At 73.1% G+C, this 16,696-nt stretch carries 16 protein-coding genes; 6 read left to right on the top strand and 10 right to left on the bottom strand.

Features of this window, described 5'->3' with window-relative positions; translation table 11 throughout:
* Positions 1-89: 89 nt before the first annotated feature.
* Positions 90-2,435 carry a LuxR C-terminal-related transcriptional regulator gene (locus OJ997_RS37890; RefSeq protein WP_505011403.1) on the bottom strand — a complete coding sequence of 782 codons (2,346 nt, stop codon included), beginning with the start codon at positions 2,433-2,435 and terminating at the stop codon, positions 90-92.
* Positions 2,436-2,521: 86 nt separating this feature from the next.
* Here OJ997_RS37890 and OJ997_RS28135 point away from each other — a divergent pair, with 86 nt between their 5' ends.
* Complete coding sequence (locus OJ997_RS28135) at positions 2,522-3,052, top strand: hypothetical protein (protein ID WP_270028642.1); 531 nt, start codon at positions 2,522-2,524, stop codon at positions 3,050-3,052.
* Here OJ997_RS28135 and hutI read toward each other — a convergent pair.
* From hutI to hutH, 4 genes are read right to left on the bottom strand one after another with little or no spacing between them, the layout of a single operon-like run.
* Positions 3,009-4,172 (bottom strand): imidazolonepropionase, encoded by a 1,164-nt coding sequence (hutI, locus tag OJ997_RS28130; protein ID WP_270028641.1) that lies wholly within the window; start codon positions 4,170-4,172, stop codon positions 3,009-3,011. The genes OJ997_RS28135 and hutI overlap by 44 nt on opposite strands.
* Complete coding sequence (locus OJ997_RS28125; RefSeq protein ID WP_270028640.1) at positions 4,166-5,320, bottom strand: formimidoylglutamate deiminase; 1,155 nt, start codon at positions 5,318-5,320, stop codon at positions 4,166-4,168. The genes hutI and OJ997_RS28125 overlap by 7 nt, the downstream gene beginning before the upstream one ends.
* Positions 5,317-6,933 (bottom strand): urocanate hydratase, encoded by a 1,617-nt coding sequence (hutU, locus tag OJ997_RS28120; RefSeq protein ID WP_270028639.1) that lies wholly within the window; start codon positions 6,931-6,933, stop codon positions 5,317-5,319. Before hutU ends, OJ997_RS28125 begins: the two co-directional genes overlap by 4 nt.
* Complete coding sequence (gene hutH / locus OJ997_RS28115; RefSeq protein ID WP_270028638.1) at positions 6,930-8,444, bottom strand: histidine ammonia-lyase; 1,515 nt, start codon at positions 8,442-8,444, stop codon at positions 6,930-6,932. Before hutH ends, hutU begins: the two co-directional genes overlap by 4 nt.
* Before the next feature lie 230 nt (positions 8,445-8,674).
* Between hutH and OJ997_RS28110 the strand changes: the two genes are divergently transcribed.
* Complete coding sequence (locus OJ997_RS28110) at positions 8,675-9,433, top strand: IclR family transcriptional regulator (protein ID WP_270028636.1); 759 nt, start codon at positions 8,675-8,677, stop codon at positions 9,431-9,433.
* On the opposite strand, the gene OJ997_RS28105 is transcribed toward OJ997_RS28110, so the two are convergent.
* Positions 9,423-10,253, bottom strand: a complete 831-nt coding sequence (locus tag OJ997_RS28105; protein ID WP_270028634.1) for a DsbA family oxidoreductase — start codon at positions 10,251-10,253, stop codon at positions 9,423-9,425. The genes OJ997_RS28110 and OJ997_RS28105 overlap by 11 nt on opposite strands.
* Before the next feature lie 183 nt (positions 10,254-10,436).
* Between OJ997_RS28105 and OJ997_RS28100 the strand changes: the two genes are divergently transcribed.
* Complete coding sequence (locus OJ997_RS28100; protein WP_270028633.1) at positions 10,437-10,766, top strand: hypothetical protein; 330 nt, start codon at positions 10,437-10,439, stop codon at positions 10,764-10,766.
* On the opposite strand, the gene OJ997_RS37885 is transcribed toward OJ997_RS28100, so the two are convergent.
* Positions 10,746-11,375: a DUF1707 SHOCT-like domain-containing protein gene (locus OJ997_RS37885; protein WP_270028632.1), complete on the bottom strand. Its 630-nt coding sequence runs from the start codon at positions 11,373-11,375 to the stop codon at positions 10,746-10,748. The genes OJ997_RS28100 and OJ997_RS37885 overlap by 21 nt on opposite strands.
* Before the next feature lie 49 nt (positions 11,376-11,424).
* Between OJ997_RS37885 and OJ997_RS28090 the strand changes: the two genes are divergently transcribed.
* Both OJ997_RS28090 and OJ997_RS28085 read left to right on the top strand, forming a co-directional pair.
* Positions 11,425-12,957 carry an acetolactate synthase large subunit gene (locus OJ997_RS28090; protein WP_270028631.1) on the top strand — a complete coding sequence of 511 codons (1,533 nt, stop codon included), beginning with the start codon at positions 11,425-11,427 and terminating at the stop codon, positions 12,955-12,957.
* Positions 12,954-13,664: an SDR family NAD(P)-dependent oxidoreductase gene (locus tag OJ997_RS28085; protein ID WP_270028630.1), complete on the top strand. Its 711-nt coding sequence runs from the start codon at positions 12,954-12,956 to the stop codon at positions 13,662-13,664. Before OJ997_RS28090 ends, OJ997_RS28085 begins: the two co-directional genes overlap by 4 nt.
* On the opposite strand, the gene OJ997_RS28080 is transcribed toward OJ997_RS28085, so the two are convergent.
* Together OJ997_RS28080 and OJ997_RS28075 are read right to left on the bottom strand one after the other, a co-directional pair.
* Entirely contained in the window at positions 13,665-14,084 is a 420-nt protein-coding gene (locus tag OJ997_RS28080) for a coiled-coil domain-containing protein (RefSeq protein ID WP_270028629.1), read from the bottom strand.
* Positions 14,085-14,118: 34 nt separating this feature from the next.
* Positions 14,119-15,144 carry an MFS transporter gene (locus OJ997_RS28075; RefSeq protein WP_270028627.1) on the bottom strand — a complete coding sequence of 342 codons (1,026 nt, stop codon included), beginning with the start codon at positions 15,142-15,144 and terminating at the stop codon, positions 14,119-14,121.
* Between the two features lie 24 nt (positions 15,145-15,168).
* Here OJ997_RS28075 and OJ997_RS28070 point away from each other — a divergent pair, with 24 nt between their 5' ends.
* Positions 15,169-15,921 (top strand): putative hydro-lyase, encoded by a 753-nt coding sequence (locus tag OJ997_RS28070; protein WP_270028626.1) that lies wholly within the window; start codon positions 15,169-15,171, stop codon positions 15,919-15,921.
* Here the strand turns inward: OJ997_RS28070 and OJ997_RS28065 are convergent.
* Positions 15,902-16,615, bottom strand: coding sequence for a DUF559 domain-containing protein (locus OJ997_RS28065; protein ID WP_270028625.1), 714 nt, complete (start codon positions 16,613-16,615; stop codon positions 15,902-15,904). The two genes, OJ997_RS28070 and OJ997_RS28065, sit on opposite strands and share 20 nt — an antisense overlap.
* Positions 16,616-16,696: the final 81 nt, after the last annotated feature.

Below are 16,696 nucleotides of genomic sequence, written 5' to 3'. Positions count from 1 at the left end.
GGCGCGGCACGGCCGGCACGGCGCGGCCGGCGGCACGGGTCGGCGCGGCGCGCCCGCGACCGGCAACGTGACGCCCTCGCCGCGCGCGCTCAGGCGTAGGCGCGGCCCATGTAGGCCGCGACCTCGGCGCGGGAGCGCACTCCCAGCTTGCCGAAGATGTTCGTGAGGTGGCCCTCGACGGTCTTCTCGGCCAGGTAGAGCGCGGCGCCGATCTCGCGGTTGCTGCGGCCCTGCGCGACCAGCTCGGCGATCTCGCGCTCGCGGCCGGAGAGCTCCCCGCGGGCGAACCGGCGCTGCCGGCCGGGCGCCGTGTGGCCGAGGCGGCGGAGCTCGCGGGCGGCCTCGTCGTGCAGTCGCCGGGCGCCGGGCACGGCCTGCGCGGCCACGAGGTCCTCCGTCGTGCCGAGCGCGAGGCCGCGGATCAGGTGGCCTTCGGCGGCCGAGAGCGGGAACGGCGAGTCGGTCGCGGCCAGCGCGGCCGCGCTCTCCCGGTCGCCGGCCAGCAGGGCGAGGCGGGCGCGGGCGTTGCGCACCATCGCCTGCGGAACGCGCAGCGGCAGGCCGTCCACCAGGGCCCGCGCGCGCTCGACGCACTCGACGGCCGCCGCCGGCCGGCCGAGCGCGCCCTCGGCGAAGCCCTGCACGACCAGCAGCAGCGCGCGCCGTCCCGGATCGAGCTTCTCCCCCGCCAGCCGCACCTGCTCGAGGCTGCGCTCGGGCCGCCCGGCTTCGAGGAACGTCGCGGCGGTCAACGCGTGCGTGGCGATCGTGAGGAAGCTCGCGTCAAGCCGGCTCGCCAGCGCGACGGCCTCGTCGGCGGCCTCGACCGCGCGCTCGCGCTCGCCCATCACCGCCGCGATGTACGCCTCCTCGGCGCGCGCCCACGACAGCAGCTGGTCGTGACGGGCGAGGTCGACCGCGCGCTCGGCGACCTCCAGCGCCTCGGGCAATCGCCCCTGGCGCTCCAGCGCGTGCGCCAGCCCGACGAGCATCGGTAGCCGGAAGGGTCCCTGCGCGGGGCGGCGGAAGTGGCGGATCGCGTCGAGGTCGCGCTCGCACATGTACTCCGCGAACCCGAGGTAGTACGCGCTGTCGGAGAGCTGCTCGTCGGGCGTCGCGTCGACGATCGCGGCCGCCTCCTGCAGCGCCTCCTCGGCGGTCGTCAGCTCGCCGAGCGTCCCGTGGGCGAGCGCGAGCAGCGCCCACGCCGTGCCGCTCTCCGGCTCCGCCACCACGGCCCGCTTCGCGCGCGACTTGAGCGCCACGTAGTCCGGCTCGTAGACCGCGTCGACGAGCAGCGCGACGTCGTGCTCGGGCAGCGTGCTGAGCCGCGCGTGCGCGGTCGCGTAACGGCCGAGCAGGTGCTCGCAGGTCGCGACGGCGGCGATCAGGCGCGCGTCGCCGGGGACGAGCGCGAGCGCCTCACGCAGGGCCTGCAGCGACTTCTCGAGCTGCCCGGTGGTGGCCAGCGCATGCGCGAGCGGGACGAGCAGCGAGCGGCGGCGGTCGCGCTTGAGCCGCTGCGCGGCCGCGTACCAGCGCGCGGCGGTCTCGGGCGGCGCGCCCGCCGCGGCCTCGGCGAGCACCGCGACCGCCTCCTCGTCCCCCGCCTTCGCGCAACGCTCTAGATGGTGCGCCCGGGCCTTGGCTGGCCCGTCGCGCAGGGCGTCGGCGACACGAGCGTGCGCTGCGAGCCGCCAGCCCGGCGAGGTGGCGTCGTAGACCGCCATCCGCACGATCGGATGGCGGAAGCGGTAGTGGCGCGGCACACCGGTCGCGACAAGCAGGCCGGCGTCCACGGCCTCGTCGAGCGCCGCGAGGTCCTCCGGCTCGCCCGACGCCGCGACGGCGAGCTCCAGGCTCTCACGCCCGACCGCGGCACCCCGCACCAGCGCCTTGGCCGGCTCGCTCAGGCGCGCGAGCTCCCCCGCGACCGAAGCGCCGATCGCCGGCGGCACGCCGCCCGCGTGCTGCGCGAGCTCGAGCAGGTAGAACGGGTTCCCGCCGCTCAGGCGCTGCAGCGCCGGCCCGTAGGCGGCGGTGTCCTCGGCGGCGAGCGGGGCGAGCGGTAGGTCGGTGACGAGGCCGCGGCGGGTCGCGCCGTCCAGCGCCGTTGACAGGGCAGCGGGCAGACGGCGGTAGGCGAGCGCGATCAGCACGCCCCCACGCGGCGGTGTGCGCAGCAGCCGGGCGAACGTCTCCAGCTCGTCGGCGTCGGCCTCGTCGAGGTCGTCGGCGATCACGACCACCGGCGGACGCGGGAGGTCGAGCCCCTCGTCGACCGGCACGCCGTGCGCCCGGGCGACGTCGGCGAGCTCGCGCAGCAGCCGCGTCTTGCCGATCCCCGGCTCGCCGTGCACCGTGATGAACGCGGCGGAGGCAAGCTCACGCACGGCCGCCGTGATCGCTCTCAGCTCTGGCGTTCGTCCGAGGATGTTGCCGACACTAAACCCCTTGAGTGCTTCACCTCAAGGGGATTCCCGGATGGTTCACAGTTCGGTCGCGGTGCAGGGTCGTCCCCATGCGCAAACGCATCCTCCCCCTCACCCTCGCCGCCCTGGCGGCCACCGCCACCGTCGCCACCGCTCAGGTGCTCAACGACGACCACGACCGCGGGCCCGTGGCCGGCGTCGCCAAGACCACCGACTGCGGCCCGGCGCTCGCGAGCACCGTCCGCACCGTCAGCGGGCACGGCTCGACGAGCTCGGTCCCGTGGGCGCCCATCCCCACCCTTCAGGTCCCGATCGAGCTGGGCGGCGAGCGCTGCATCAAGGTGCTGCTCACGGCCGAGACGTCGTGCACGGGCTTCGCCGGCGCGCCCAACGACTACTGCTACGTCCGCGCGCTCGTCGACGGCGTGCCGATGGACCCGGACGGCGCGAACTTCCAGGCCATCGACTCAGAGGATGCGAGTGGCGACGGGCACGCGTTCGAGTGGGTCAAGCGCGTCCCGCCGGGCAACCACGTCGTGTCGATCGAGCAGCGCGTCGGCAACGGCGCCACGACGTTCACGCACGACGACAAGACGATGGACGTCCAGATCCACGGCTGACCCCGTCCTTCCACACCTCCGCGACCAGCGGCACGCCCGGCCGGTAGGCCAGATGCAGATGTGAAGGCGCTTCGAGCAGGACGGCGTCGGCTCTCGCCCCCGGGGCGAGGTGGCCGATGTCGTCCCGCCGGAGCGCCTTCGCGCCGCCCAGGGTCGCGGCGCGGACGGCCTCGTCGGGCGTCATGAACATCTCGCGTACGGCAATCGCGATGCAGAACGGGATGTTCGTCGTGTAGCTCGAGCCCGGGTTGCAGTCGGCGGCGAGGGCGACGGTGACGCCCGCGTCGAGCAGCCGCCGCGCGTTGGGATAGACGGCGCGCGTGGAGAACTCGGCGCCGGGCAGCAGGGTCGCGACAGTGCCTGAGTTGGCGAGCGCGTCGATGTCGGCGTCCGTGACGTGCGTGCAGTGGTCGGCGGAGGCGGCGCCGAGCTCGACCGCGATCTGCACGCCCGGCCCGTGCTGGAGCTGGTTGGCGTGCACGCGCGGGGTGAGGCCCTTCGCGCGGCCGGCCTCGAGGATCGCCCGCGTCTGATCGCCGTCGAAGGCGCCGTCCTCGCAGAAGACGTCGATCCAGGTCGCGTGCGGCGCGCAGGCGTCGAGCATCGCGCCCTTGACGAGGTCCGTGTAGGCGTCGGCGCTCGCTTCGGGCGGGACGACGTGGGCGCCGAGGAACGTGCGCTCCAGGCCGTCGGCGAGGCGGAGCGCGCGCTCCTCGTCGGGCACGGTCAGGCCGTAGCCGGACTTGGTCTCGACGGTCGTGGTGCCGGAGCGCAGCGCTTCGTCCACCAGCCGGTCGAGGTTCGCCTGGAGCTGCTCGTTGGACGCGGCTCTCGTCGCCGCGACCGTGGTCTTGATCCCGCCGGCCGAATACGGGCGGCCCTCCATGCGCGCGGCGAACTCCTCCGCGCGGTCGCCCGCGAACAGCAGGTGGCCGTGGGAGTCGACGAAGCCGGGGATCAGCGCGCGGCCCTCCGCGTCGAGCCGGGTCTCCCCCGCGCCCTCCGGGATCTCGGTCCCGACCCAGGCCACCTTGCCGGCCTCGAACAGGATCGCGGCGTCGTGCAACGTGCCCAGCTCGGGGTCGTTGGTGACCAGCGTGCCGAGGTTGGTGATCAGCATCCGACGATCACGTTGCTCACGTCGGCGGCGGTGGCGGCGAAGACGATCGACTCGAGCATGGTGGCCTCCTCGGCCATTTCCAGGCGGGGCGAGGTCAGGTCGAGCGTGACGAGGTCCGCGCGGGCGCCGACTTCGATCCGGCCCGCGTCCTCCCAGCCCAGACAGCCGTGGTTGGTCGCGCCGCGCAGGAGCGCCGCCGCCGTGAAGTGGCCGCGCCGCTCGGTCTTCAGCCGCAGGTTGAGCTCCACCGCCCGAGCCTCCTCGAACAGGTCGATGACCGCGTGGCTGTCGCTGCCGAGGGCGAGCCGCGGACCCGCGTCGCCGATGCCGTCGGCGAGGTCGCGCTCGGTCGTCGGGCACATGCAGGTCGTGGTCTCGCCCAGGTCGTCGCCGTCGTGCAGGTGGGTCGCGTGGACGGCCGTGGAGCCCTGGCCGAGCGCACCGTGCTCGGCCAGGAGCTGCACGGGTGTGAGGCCGTGGGCGGCCAGACACGCATCGTTCTCCGCGCGCTGCTCGGAGACGTGGAAGTGCAAGGGCTTGCCGCGGGCGAACTCGACGACCGTGTCGAGCTGGTCGCGCGGGACCGCGCGGACGGAGTGGATCGCGGCACCGACCTTCGCGCCCTTGATGGCGGAGACGCGCTCGGCCCACTTCGCCGCGTCGCCATCGCTGAACCCGCGCTGGGCCGCGTTCGGCGGCTCGTCGAAGCCGCCCGCGAGGTAGCACGCGTCCAGCAGCGTGAGCCGGATGCCGACCTCACGCGCCGCGGCGATCAGCGCATCCGAGAAGTGCAGGTAGTCGAACTCGCCGACGGTCGTGATGCCGGCCTGCAGCATCTCCGCGTACGCCCCCTTGGCCAGCTCGAAGCAACGGTCCGACGTCATCGTGGTCGCCAGCGCGTACATGTCCTCGCGCCACGTCCAGAAGCTGCCGCCGCCGCGTTGGGTCCGGCCGCGCAGCGCCCGCTGGAAGGCGTGCGAGTGCGCGTTGGCGAGGCCGGGCAGGGTCACGCCGCGCAAGTGGGTGCCCGCGCGCTCCGCGCCCGGGCGCACCGCGACGATGCGCCCGTCGGTGACGTCGATCGCGACGTCGCGGCTCACGGCGTCGCCGCCCAGCCACGCGTAGTCGGCGAAGTAGGTCTGCGTCACGCGCTCTCCGCCATCGGCACGCGCACGCCCCGCTCCGCGGCGACCTCCTCCGCGCGCTCGTAGCCCGCGTCGACGTGCCGGATGACGCCCATGCCGGGGTCGTTGGTGAGCACGCGCTCGAGCTTCTGGGCGGCGAGCTCGGTGCCGTCGGCGACGCTGACCTGGCCGGCGTGGATCGACCGCCCGATGCCGACGCCGCCGCCGTGGTGGATCGACACCCAGGACGCGCCGCTCGCGACGTTGACCATCGCGTTCAGCAGCGGCCAGTCGGCGATGGCGTCGGAGCCGTCGAGCATGCCTTCGGTCTCGCGGTACGGGGAAGCCACGCTGCCGGTGTCCAGGTGGTCGCGGCCGATGACGATCGGCGCGGCCACGGCGCCGCTCTCGACGAGCTCGTTGAACTTCAAGCCCGCGAGGTGGCGCTCGCCCTGCCCGAGCCAGCAGATGCGCGCGGGCAGGCCCTGGAACTGGACCTTCTCGGCCGCCATCTTCATCCAGCGGGTGAGCGTCTCGTGCTCCGGGAACAGGTCGAGCACGGCCTTGTCGGTGACCGCGATGTCGTTGGGCTCGCCGGACAGCGCGGCCCAGCGGAACGGGCCGCGGCCCTCGCAGAACAGCGGGCGGATGTAGGCCGGGACGAAGCCGGGGTAGTCGAAGGCGCGCTCGTAGCCGCCGAGCTGGGCCTCGGCACGGAGCGAGTTGCCGTAGTCGAAGACCTCGGCGCCGGCGTCCTGGAAGCCGACCATGGCCTCCACGTGGCGGGCCATCGACTCGCGCGCCTGTTCCGCCGTCCACGTGTCGCCGGGCGCGAAACCGCTCGGGACGTAGGCGAGCGGGTCGTGCGCGCTCGTCTGGTCGGTGACGATGTCGATCGGCGCGGCGCGCTTGAGCAGCTCCGGGAAGACGTCGGCGCAGTTGCCGAGCAGGCCGATGCTCAAAGGCCCGGTCGCCGTCGTCGCGAGCTGGAGCGCGTGGTCGATGCTGTCGGCCTGGACGTCCAGGTACCCGGTCTCCAGTCGGCGCTGGATGCGGGTCCCGTCGACCTCGACGCAGATCGACACGCCGCCGGCCATCGTGACCGCGAGCGGCTGCGCGCCGCCCATCCCGCCCAGGCCGCCGGTCAGCGTGATCGTGCCTTCGAGGCTGCCGTCGTGGCGCTTGTCGGCGACCGCCGCGAACGTCTCGTACGTGCCCTGGAGGATGCCCTGGGTGCCGATGTAGATCCACGACCCCGCGGTCATCTGGCCGTACATCGTCAGCCCGAGCGACTCCAGGCGCCGGAACTCGTCCCAGTTGGCCCAGTCGCCGACGAGGTTGGAGTTCGCGATCAGCACGCGCGGCGCCCACTCGTGCGTCTGCATCACGCCGACCGGCTTGCCGGACTGCACGAGCAGCGTCTCGTCGTCCTTGAGGGTCTGCAGTGTGCGGGAGATCGCGTGGAAGCTGTTCCAGTCGCGGGCGGCCTTGCCGGTGCCGCCGTAGACGACGAGCTCCTCGGGGTGCTCGGCCACATCCGGGTCGAGGTTGTTGTGGAGCATCCGCAGGGCGGCTTCCTGCGGCCAATTCAGGCAGCTGAGCTCGGTGCCCCGGGCGGCGCGGACGGTGGTCTTCATGCGAGCTCTCCGGTGATCGCTTCGGCGGCCCTGCGCGGGCCGCCCGCTTTGACGAAGTCGGTGGCCGCCGCGATCTCGGGCGCGAGGAAGCGGTCAGGGCCGGGTTCGGTGCCGAGGGCGTCGATGACGGCGGCGGTCGCGGGCGCCGGGGTCAGGGGCGCCCGCAGCTGGATGCCGCGCGCGGCAGTGAGGAGCTCGATCGCCAGCACCTGGGTGAGCGCGTCGAGCGAGCGGCGCAGCTTGCGCGCGGCGGACCAGCCCATCGAGACGTGGTCCTCCTGCATCGCGCTGCTGGGGATGGAGTCGACGGAGGCCGGAACCGCCAGGCGCTTCATCTCGCTGACGAGCGCCGCCTGCGTGTACTGGGCGATCATGTAGCCCGAGTCCACGCCGGGATCGTCGGCCAGGAACGCCGGCAGGCCGTGGCTGCGCGACACGTCGAGGAACCGGTCGGTTCTTCTCTCCGCCATGCTCGCGACGTCGGCCGCCGCGATCGCCAGGAAGTCGAGCACGTAGCCGACCGGCGCGCCGTGGAAGTTGCCGTTGGACTCGATCCGCCCGTCCTCGGTCACGACCGGGTTGTCGATCGCGGACTCCAGCTCCCGCCGCGCAACGTGCTCCGCGTGGTCGAGCGTGTCGCGCGCCGCGCCGGCGACCTGCGGCGCGCAGCGGAGGCTGTACGCGTCCTGCACGCGCGTGTCCTCCGGGCCGCGGTGGCTGGCGACGATCGCGCTGTCTTTGAGGAGGCGGCGGAGGTTCGCGGCGCTGTGCTGCTGGCCGTGCTGGGGACGAAGGGCGTGCAGCTCCTGCGCGAAGACGCGGTCGGTGCCGAGCAGCCCCTCGACGCTCATCGCGGCCGTGATGTCCGCCGTCGTGAGCAGGTTGCGCAGGTCGTGGATGGCCAGGACGAGCATGCCGAGCATCCCGTCCGTGCCGTTGATCAGCGCGAGCCCTTCCTTCTCGTGCAGCGTGATCGGGTCCGGGAACGTGGTGACGGTGCCGTCGGCATCACGCACCGGGCCGTCGCCGATCAGCGCGAGCGCGCAATGCGACAGCGGCGCGAGATCACCGCTGCAGCCGAGCGAGCCGTACTCGTGCACGATCGGCGTGAGGCCGTCGCTGATGAGCCGCGCGTAGGCCGCTGCGGTCTCGGGGCGCACGCCGGTCCGGCCCGTCGCGAGGGTGGACAGGCGCAGGAACATCAGCGCGCGCACGACCTCGCGCTCCACTTCGGGACCGGAGCCGGCGGCGTGGCTCCGGATCAGGCTGCGCTGGAGCTGGACGCGCTTCTCGTGCGGGATGTGCAGCGTCGCGAGCGCGCCGAACCCGGTCGAGACGCCGTAGTGCGGCGTGCTGTCGGCGGCGAGGGCGTCGATCGTTCGCCGCGTCTTGGCGATTTCGGCGAACGCCTCGGTGGAGAGCTCGACGGGCGCGTCGTGGCGTGCGACGTTGACGACGTCTTGGAAGGTCGGGGCGCCGATGCCGACGGTGACCGGGTGCGGCTTGAACACGCGGTCGATTGGACCAGCGGGGTTCGTGTTGCGCCACGGATTGCAGCTCGTTCCGTCTCGTATCTGAGACGGTGCTCGACGGTGGGCACCGAGGGGGGTGAGTGCCAGCCGCGCGGGTTGCGCATCGAGCGCGTCGAGTTTGTTACGGAATCCGTAACGAGAACGACGCACTGGGAAGCTGGTGTTGGCAGCGCCCTGTCTCATACCTGAGACACTCCGCGCTGGACTCCATGCCAAAGAACGCCCCAGCCGCCACCCACGCCCTGAAGGTCCTGCGCCTGCTGGCCCGGCACGCGCAACCCCTTCCCGCCTCGGCAATCGCACGGGACTTGCAGCTCCCCCGCTCGTCCACCTACCACCTGCTGAAGGTCCTCGCCGACGAGGGCTTCGTCGTCCACCTGCCCGAGCAGCGGCGGTACGGCCTCGGCGTCGCCGCGTACGAGATCGGCTCCGCGTACCTGCGTCAGGAGCCGCTGCGCTGGATCGCGCAGACCGTCCTCACGCGGCTGGTCAGCGCGACCACGCACAACGCGCACCTCGCGGTGCTGCACGGCCGCGACGTCCTGTACGTGATCGAGGAGCGCGCGCCGAACCGGCCGGACCTCGTCACGGACGTCGGCGTGCGCCTGCCCGCGCACCTGACCGCGAGCGGCCTCGCGATGCTCGCCGCGCTGCCGCAGCCGCAGCTCGACGCGCTGTTCCCCAGCCGGCGGGTGCTCACGCGCCGCCACGAGGCGGGCCCGGCCTCGCTCACGCAGCTGAAGGCGGCGCTCACGACCGCGCGCGCCAGCGGCTACGCCGAGGAGGACGGCTACGTCACGCCGGGCCTGGCGAGCGTCGCGACCGCGGTGCTCGACCACGCGCAGCACCCGATCGCGGCGGTCGCGCTCACGTTCCCGGCCGAGACGGGCGAGCGCGCAGAGCTGGCGGAGCACACGATGCGGGCGGCGAAGCAGATCGCCACCCGCATCCGCGGCGTCAGTCCGTGAGCGTCCAGAAGCCGTCGGCGCCGACGTGGTGCTCGGCGGCGACGCGGCCGAGCGCCTCGCGGGCGGTCGGGACGTCCGTGTCCATCACGACCGCGACCTCCTTGGACGCGAGCGGCGACCCCGCCCAGCTCAGCAGCTCGCTCACGTCCGCCGGCGCTTCGCGGCGCAGCAGGTCGGGCGCGACGTTGGCGAGCGCGACCTCGTAGGCCGCCCAGGGCTGGAAACCCGGCACGGCGATCGTGCCGGCAGGGCCGCTGATCTCGTAGGACGGGCACGTGTAGCGCATGCCGCCCTCCCACTTGGCGAGCTTGTGCGACTGGGCGAGCGCGGCGGGCGACGGGTTGCGCGCCGTGGCCTTGTCCTCGCCGAGGTCGGTGGTCTCCATCCACGCGCTGAGCTGCGCGGGATCGAGGCCGACGTCGACGGCGGCGTCGGCGAGCGTCGCGGTGTCGTCGAGGAAGGCGCCTTCGAAGTTGCGGATCCGCAAGCGCCGCAGCAGCGGCCACTCGAGCTCCGGCGCGTGCTCGCGGGTGGCGACGACCGCGCGACACGCGGGCTCGGTGGCGGCCATCCGTGACCGCACCCGCGTGTCCATCGGCATTCCGTGCTCACCGGCGAGCCACTTGGCGCCGGCCGCCTGCATCTCGACGGTGAAGCCCTTCTCGACGTACTCCTCCGGAGACTCGGCCAGCACCACCAGGCGCAGGTGCCACTCCAGCTGGTCGCCGTAGAGCCAGTTCAGCCGCCACCGGAACGGCTCGGCGCTGAAGGCGAAGGGGCACCCCGGATCGGTGTACTCGATGATCTTGACCGCGGTCATGGACCGCGATCTTACGAAACGTTAGTCGCGACGCTCCGCGGTGGCGCCCAGCGCGACGCTCGAGACGGCGATGACGGCGAAGGCGACGAGCTGGGCGGTCTTGGTCAAGTTCATGCCGCCAGCTTGCGTTGGCGACGTTGCCCATTCCTTGCGCGAAGATTGCCGCTAGGTTTGACGGTCAACGTGCCGACTGTTCACGGCCTCGAGTTCAGCTACAGCCTCTACGCGCTTCCGCCGGGACGGTTCCCGTTCCGCCGCTGGCGCTGGGAGCTGTGGCACGGAGCGAACCTGATCGCCGCCGGCTGGCGGCTGTCCCGCCCGGACGCGGGCCGCGCGCTGCGGCTCTACGCCGCCGAGCACGGCCATCGCCTGTTCGGCCTGAAGGCGCCGGAGCGCACCGACCGCATGGCCCGCGGCGACCTCCCACCCGGCACGACAGAGCGCTTCGCCATCGGCTCGATCACGGCGCTGCTCGTCCCGCGCGGCCTGGAGCTAGTGCCCGCCTCGCTCTAGGTGCTTCTTGAGCTTGCGCTCCTCGCGGGTGAGCTTCCGGCCGCGCTGGACGTCCGAGCCGCCCATGATCGAGATCATCTTGATGTGAATGGTCGGGCCGCCCGGGTCGGGGAGCATCTCGCCGACCTTCGCGTCGTTGCCGCCCATGAACGCGAAGTCGGAGATGACGACGTTCACGTTGTCCGGCACGCGCACCTCGGAGCCGCCCATCAGCGAGAAGACGGTGATCGTGGTCTCGCGGTCGGTCAGCTCGGCGTCGTTGAGGTCCACGCTCGAGCCGCCCATGATGCTGACGATCTTCAGGTGCCGCCCGACGCGCCAGCGGCCCTTGCGGTCGTGCCCGCTCATGACCGACACGACCCACTCGGACCCGCCGCCGGACTTGACGGGCATCCGCTGGTTCACGCGGTGCGCGTCACCGGGGACGACGACGTCCGCGGTCAGCTTGTCGAGCTCGCGCTGGGTTCGAGCCGCGTAGGCGACGTCGAGCCGTTCGTCGAGCTCCTCCATGGTGAGTCGTCCCTCGCCCATCGCGTGGCGGAGCAGGTCGGCCGTGTGCTCGCGGTCTGCGTCGGAGGCGCGGAGCTCGGGGAGCGCGTCGTCGGTCACCACTTCAGCCTACGGACATCTCGCGTCGCCTGGGATTAGCCTCCCGGCCATGAATGGTGCCGAGAGCGTGCTGCGGACGCTGGCCGCGTCCGGCGTCGAGGTCTGCTTCGCCAACCCGGGCACGTCGGAGATGCACCTCGTCGCGGCGATGGACCGCGTGCCCGAGGTGCGCGGGATCCTGACGCTGTTCGAAGGCGTCGCCTCGGCCGCGGCGGACGGCTACGCGCGGCTGGCGGGCAAGCCCGCGGCGACCCTCCTGCACCTCGGCCCGGGCTTCGGGAACGCGTTCGCGAACGTGCACAACGCCTACAAGGGCCGCACGCCGATGGTCAACCTCGTCGGCGACCACGCCGTGCTGCATCGGCCGCTCGGCGCGCCGCTGACGAGTGACGTCGAGGCGATCGCCGGGCCGGCCTCGCACTGGCTGCGCAGCGCGCGCGACGCCCGCGAGGCCGCCGTGCTGGCCGCGGAGGCGGTGGCGGTCGCGCGCAGCGGAGCGGTCGCGACGCTGGTGCTCCCCGCGGACGCGGGGTGGGACGAGAGCCTCGGCCCGGCCGCGCCGCTCTCCGTCGGCGGGTTGCCGACCGTGCCCGAGGAGGCGGTCGAGGCGGCTGCGCGCGCGTTGCGGTCCGGCAAGGCCGCGCTGCTCCTCGGCGGCTCGACCACGCGTGAGCGCGGGCTCGCGGCCGCCGCGCGGATCGCCGCCGGGACGGGTGCGGCGGTCGTCCACGACACGTTCACGCCCGTCCTGTCGCGCGGCGGGTCCCGGCCGCGCGCGCGGCTCCTCCCCTACCTCACCGAGCTGGCCGTCGACGCGCTGGCCGGGTTCGAGCAGCTGATCGTCGTCGGCACGCGGCCGCCGGTCGGGTTCTTCGCGTACCCCGGCAAGCCGAGCCTGCTGTGGTCTCCCGACTCCGCCGTGACCGTGCTCGCGACCGCCGAGGAGGACGCGCTGACCGCGCTGGAGGCGGTCGCGGACCTGGTCGGCGCCGAGCCGGAGCCGGTGGAGCCGCTCGCCCGGCCGGAGCTGCCGACGGGCGGCGCGCTGGACCTGATGACGCTGACGGCCGCGGTGGGCGCCCTGCTGCCCGACGACGCGGTCGTCGTCGACGAGGCGGTGACGGCCTCCGCGCTCTTCCAGGAGCAGACGGGCGGCGCCGGCGAGCACGACTACCTGTTCCTGACCGGCGGCGCGATCGGCTGGGGCCTGCCCGCCGCGACCGGCGCCGCCGTGGGCGCGCCGGGGCGTCCCGTCTTCAACTTCGAGGCGGACGGGTCCGCCATGTACACGATCCAGGCCCTGTGGACGCAGGCCCGGGAGGAGCTCGACGTGACCACGATCGTCGTCGCCAACCGCTCATACGCGATTCTCGAGTTCGAGTTCTCGCGCGTGGGCGCCGAAGGGGACGGGGCCGCCGCGCGCGCCCTGATGGACATCGGCCGACCAGAGCTGGACTTCGCGGGGCTGGCGCGTGCCCAGGGCGTACCCGGGCGGCGCGTGGATGACGTTCCGGGGCTGATCGACGCGCTGCAGGAAGCGATCGCCGAGCCCGGCCCGCACCTGATCGAGGCGCTGGTATGAGTCGCGCGATCGTCACCGGCGGGGCGTCGGGGATCGGCGCCGCGGTCGTATCCCAGCTCCGCGAGCGCGGGTTCGACGTCGTGGTGCTCGACCGCGACGCGTCCGACGGCGTCGTCGTCGACGTGACCGACGCGGCGGCCGTCGACGCGGCCGTGCAGGAGGCCGCGGAGCGCCTGGGCGGGATCGACGTCGTGGTCAACAACGCGGGCGTCGGCGCGGCGGGCACGGTCGCCGACAACAGCGACGAGGAGTGGCACCGCGTCTTCGACATCAACGTCGTCGGCATGGTGCGCGTGAGCCGCGCGGCGCTGCCGTTCCTGCGTGAGTCGTCGAGCGCCGCGATCGTCAACACGTGCTCGGTCGCGGCCACGGCGGGCCTGCCGCAGCGCGCGCTCTACAGCGCGACCAAGGGCGCCGTGCTGTCGCTCACGCTCGCGATGGCCGCCGACCACGTGCGCGAGGGCATCCGCGTGAACTGCGTGGCGCCGGGCACCGCGGACACGCCGTGGATCGGCCGGCTGCTGGACGCCGCCGAGGATCCCGACGCCGAGCGCGCCGCCCTGAACGCGCGCCAGCCGATGGGACGGCTCGTCTCCGCCGAGGAGGTGGCGGAGGCGATCGTCTACCTTGCGACGTCAACCGCCACGACAGGCACGGTGCTCCACGTCGACGGCGGGATGCAGGGGCTGCGGCTGCGCCCCCAGTAACTAGAGGATGCCGCGGCCGGTCAGGTCGGAGATGACCCGGCGGCGCTTGAAGAGGCCGGCGTTGGCGAGCTTTTCAAGGGCGTTGCGGCGCTCGCGCGACTCGGCCTTGGTCGTGGCGAGCTCCGCGCGTAGCTCGGCGGCGTCCCCACGGGCGGCGTCGAGCGCAGCGCGCAGCTCGATCTGATCGGCGCGGGAGGCGTCGATGCTGCGGCGGATCGCGTCGAGCTCCACGCGCAGCTCGCTGCCGTCGGCGTGGGCGGTCTCGAGCGCTTCCCGCAGCTGCCGGATCTCCTCCTCCGCCATCTCCTCGTGCTCGTTGACGAGCACCGGGTTGCGGCGTACCTCCCCGCGCGGGATGAGGGCGGCGCGCAGCTCTCCGGGAGAGACGTGCGGCTCGTTGCGGTGATCCGTCTCGCTCATGCCCGTGCCATTCGCGGCGACCGGCCGGGTTCCTTCAGGCCACCGCAAGCACGCTTGCGGCGATCGCCGCCAGGAGCGAGAACGCGAGGCCCGGGCGGCTGTTGACGGCCTGCACGAGCACGGCCACGACGATCCCGCCGGTGTTGCCCGCGAGCCAGATGAGGGCGGGATCGGCGCGGCTGAGCAGCACGGGCAGCGCGCCGAGCAGCACGGCGCCGAGCGGGACGACGACCAGCCACGCGGCTCCGGGCGCGAGGGCGAGGACGAGGCAGGACGCGGCGGCGATCACCGCCGCGGTGCGGAGGAACGTGCGCTCCTTGCCCCGCGCGATCACGAGTGGCGACAGCAACGCCGAGCTGGCGACACCGGAAAGCACCATCGAGAAAAGGAGCAAGCCCGTCGTCTCTTCGCTCGTCCCCGAGGGTTCCAGGAGGGCTTGCAGCCACGTCATCAGGGCGACGAACACGCCGAAACCGAGGAAGGCCACCAGCGCCGGTCGTGCTCGGCGCGGCAGTGGCGCTGCCGACACGGCGTGGGCCGGTCGAATCACCGCGGTGAGCGCGATGGCGACCACGACGGCCACGATCGCGTCCACGACCAAGAGCGTCGGTATGGACAACGCCGGCGCGAGCGGCAGCGCCAACGCCGTCCCCGCGAAGATCCCCGCCGAGCCGATCGCCACGCCCTTGGGCTCGTCCGGCGCGGTGGTCGCGACGTAGGTGACCGCGTTGAGCAGCAGCGGCTGGGCGATCGCGACCAGGATCTGGCCGATGAGCGCCGCCGTGAACGTGTCCCCCAGCCGGACCGCGCCGCCGAGCGCCGTCAGCCAGGCGCCCGCGAGCAAGGCGGGGCGGAACGCGCGCCGGAGGGCGATCGCCGCCGGGATCGCCAGGACGACGTACAGCAGCGGGAAGACCTGGCTGAGCCACCCGACCGCCGACTCCGAGACGCCGTAGTGCTCCGCCGTGCGCGTCGTGATCGGGGCGTACGTCAGCCACAGCAGCTGGTTCGCACCAGCCGCCGCGGCGTAAGCGGCGACGAGGCCCCAGCGCGTGAGCACGCGGCGGGACGATACAAAGCCCTGATGAGCACCCCCGCCGAGGTCCGCGCCGCCATCCGCCGCGGCGAGCTCGACGGGCCCACCGCGGCGCTCGCCCCCGGCTTCTCGCAGGCGAACCTCGTCGTGCTCCCAGAGGCGGACGCGTTCGACTTCCTGCGCTTCTGCGTCGCCAACCCCCGGCCCTGCCCGGTGCTCGAGGTGCTCGAGCCCGGGTCGGTGGAGCCGGTCGCGACCGCGCCGGGCGCCGACCTGCGCGTCGACCTCCCCCGTTACCGCGTGTTCCGGCGCGGCGAGCTCGTCGACGAGCCGGATCGCGTCGAGTGGCGCGAGGACCTCGTCGCGTTCCTGATCGGGTGCTCGTTCACCTTCGAACGCGCGCTGCTGGCCGCCGGCCTGCCCGTCCGCCACATCGAGCAGGGCGTGAACGTGCCGATGTACCGCACGTCGGTGCCGTGCCGCCCGGCGGGGCGCTTCTCCGGGCCGTTGGTGGTCTCGATGCGGCCGATGACGCCCGACCAGGCCAAGCGCGCCGCGGAGATCACGTCGCGATTCTCGTCCGCACACGGCGCGCCCTTGCACGTCGGCGACCCGTCAGCGCTGGGGATCGCCGCCCTCGACGCGCCCGAGTACGGCGACGCCGTCGAGCTCCGCGACGGCGAGGTCCCCGTGTTCTGGGCGTGCGGCGTGACCCCGCAGGCGGTCGCGGCCGCCAGTCGGCCGGAGTTGATGATCACCCACGCCCCCGGGCACATGTTCGTCACCGACCTCGCCGAATGACCTCCACGACGTCCCAGGGCTCACGGACGCGGATGAGCTCGTAGCCGGCGTTGCGGAACAACTCGTCGCGCTCGGCGTCGCTGCGGCGGCTCGGCGGGCGCGTGTGTGCCGGGCCGTCGAGCTCGACGATGAGCTTCCGCTCCGGCCAGTGGAAGTCGACCTCCTCGCCGAGGAACGTGGTGTTGACGATCGGGCGCGGCAGGCCTTGGGCGTCGAGAAGGATGAGCGCGCGGATCTCGCCGCGGGAACGGGTGCCGGCACTTCCGGCCTCGTAGAGCTCGATCGCCTCGTCCAGGAGCTTGATGTTGCGTCTGCCGTTGGCTCTTGCTCGGGCGTCCTGGGTGGCGAGAAGCGAGTAGGCGCCGTTGTAGGCCGCTTGGCGGATCACGGCGGTGATCTCGTGCGGGACGCGGACGACGTCCGTGAGGTCGACGAGGAGGCGGGCGACGGAGGTGACGGGGATGTCGTCCCGGTCGGTGCGGTCGCGCCAGTGGATGCGGTTCGCCTCGCGGAACCTCGCGCCTGGCGGTGCCTGACGTTTACGTGGGACAACGACATCGATAAGGGAGGCGCGCCAGCTGATGAGCCCGTGGAGCTCAGCCGCGGCCCAGTGGCTCAAGAGCGGCCGCGCGAGCTGCGCGGTCGTGACGAGGCCGTGTTGGCTCTCGGCGAGCCTCGCGATCGCCAGGTCCACCGAGGGTGCGGTCGGAAAACTGCCTGAGAGGAAGCTTTCCGACCGCACCCCCCTCACTTTCTCGATGATGGTGTTACGGAT

Source organism: Solirubrobacter phytolaccae, from assembly GCF_027587195.1.
GTDB classification, from domain to species: domain Bacteria; phylum Actinomycetota; class Thermoleophilia; order Solirubrobacterales; family Solirubrobacteraceae; genus Solirubrobacter; species Solirubrobacter phytolaccae.
This window is presented reverse-complemented; position numbering and strand designations above follow the sequence as displayed.

Bases quoted from the DNA above. Each gene is read 5' to 3' on its own strand.
- OJ997_RS28135 (WP_270028642.1), top strand. From the start codon at position 2,522: ATGCGCAAACGCATCCTCCCCCTCACCCTCGCCGCCCTGGCGGCCACC.
- hutI (WP_270028641.1), bottom strand. From the start codon at position 4,172: ATGCTGATCACCAACCTCGGCACGCTGGTCACCAACGACCCCGAGCTG.
- hutU (WP_270028639.1), bottom strand. From the start codon at position 6,933: ATGAAGACCACCGTCCGCGCCGCCCGGGGCACCGAGCTCAGCTGCCTG.
- OJ997_RS28110 (WP_270028636.1), top strand. From the start codon at position 8,675: ATGCCAAAGAACGCCCCAGCCGCCACCCACGCCCTGAAGGTCCTGCGC.
- OJ997_RS28105 (WP_270028634.1), bottom strand. From the start codon at position 10,253: ATGACCGCGGTCAAGATCATCGAGTACACCGATCCGGGGTGCCCCTTC.
- OJ997_RS28090 (WP_270028631.1), top strand. From the start codon at position 11,425: ATGAATGGTGCCGAGAGCGTGCTGCGGACGCTGGCCGCGTCCGGCGTC.
- OJ997_RS28085 (WP_270028630.1), top strand. From the start codon at position 12,954: ATGAGTCGCGCGATCGTCACCGGCGGGGCGTCGGGGATCGGCGCCGCG.
- OJ997_RS28080 (WP_270028629.1), bottom strand. From the start codon at position 14,084: ATGAGCGAGACGGATCACCGCAACGAGCCGCACGTCTCTCCCGGAGAG.
- OJ997_RS28070 (WP_270028626.1), top strand. From the start codon at position 15,169: ATGAGCACCCCCGCCGAGGTCCGCGCCGCCATCCGCCGCGGCGAGCTC.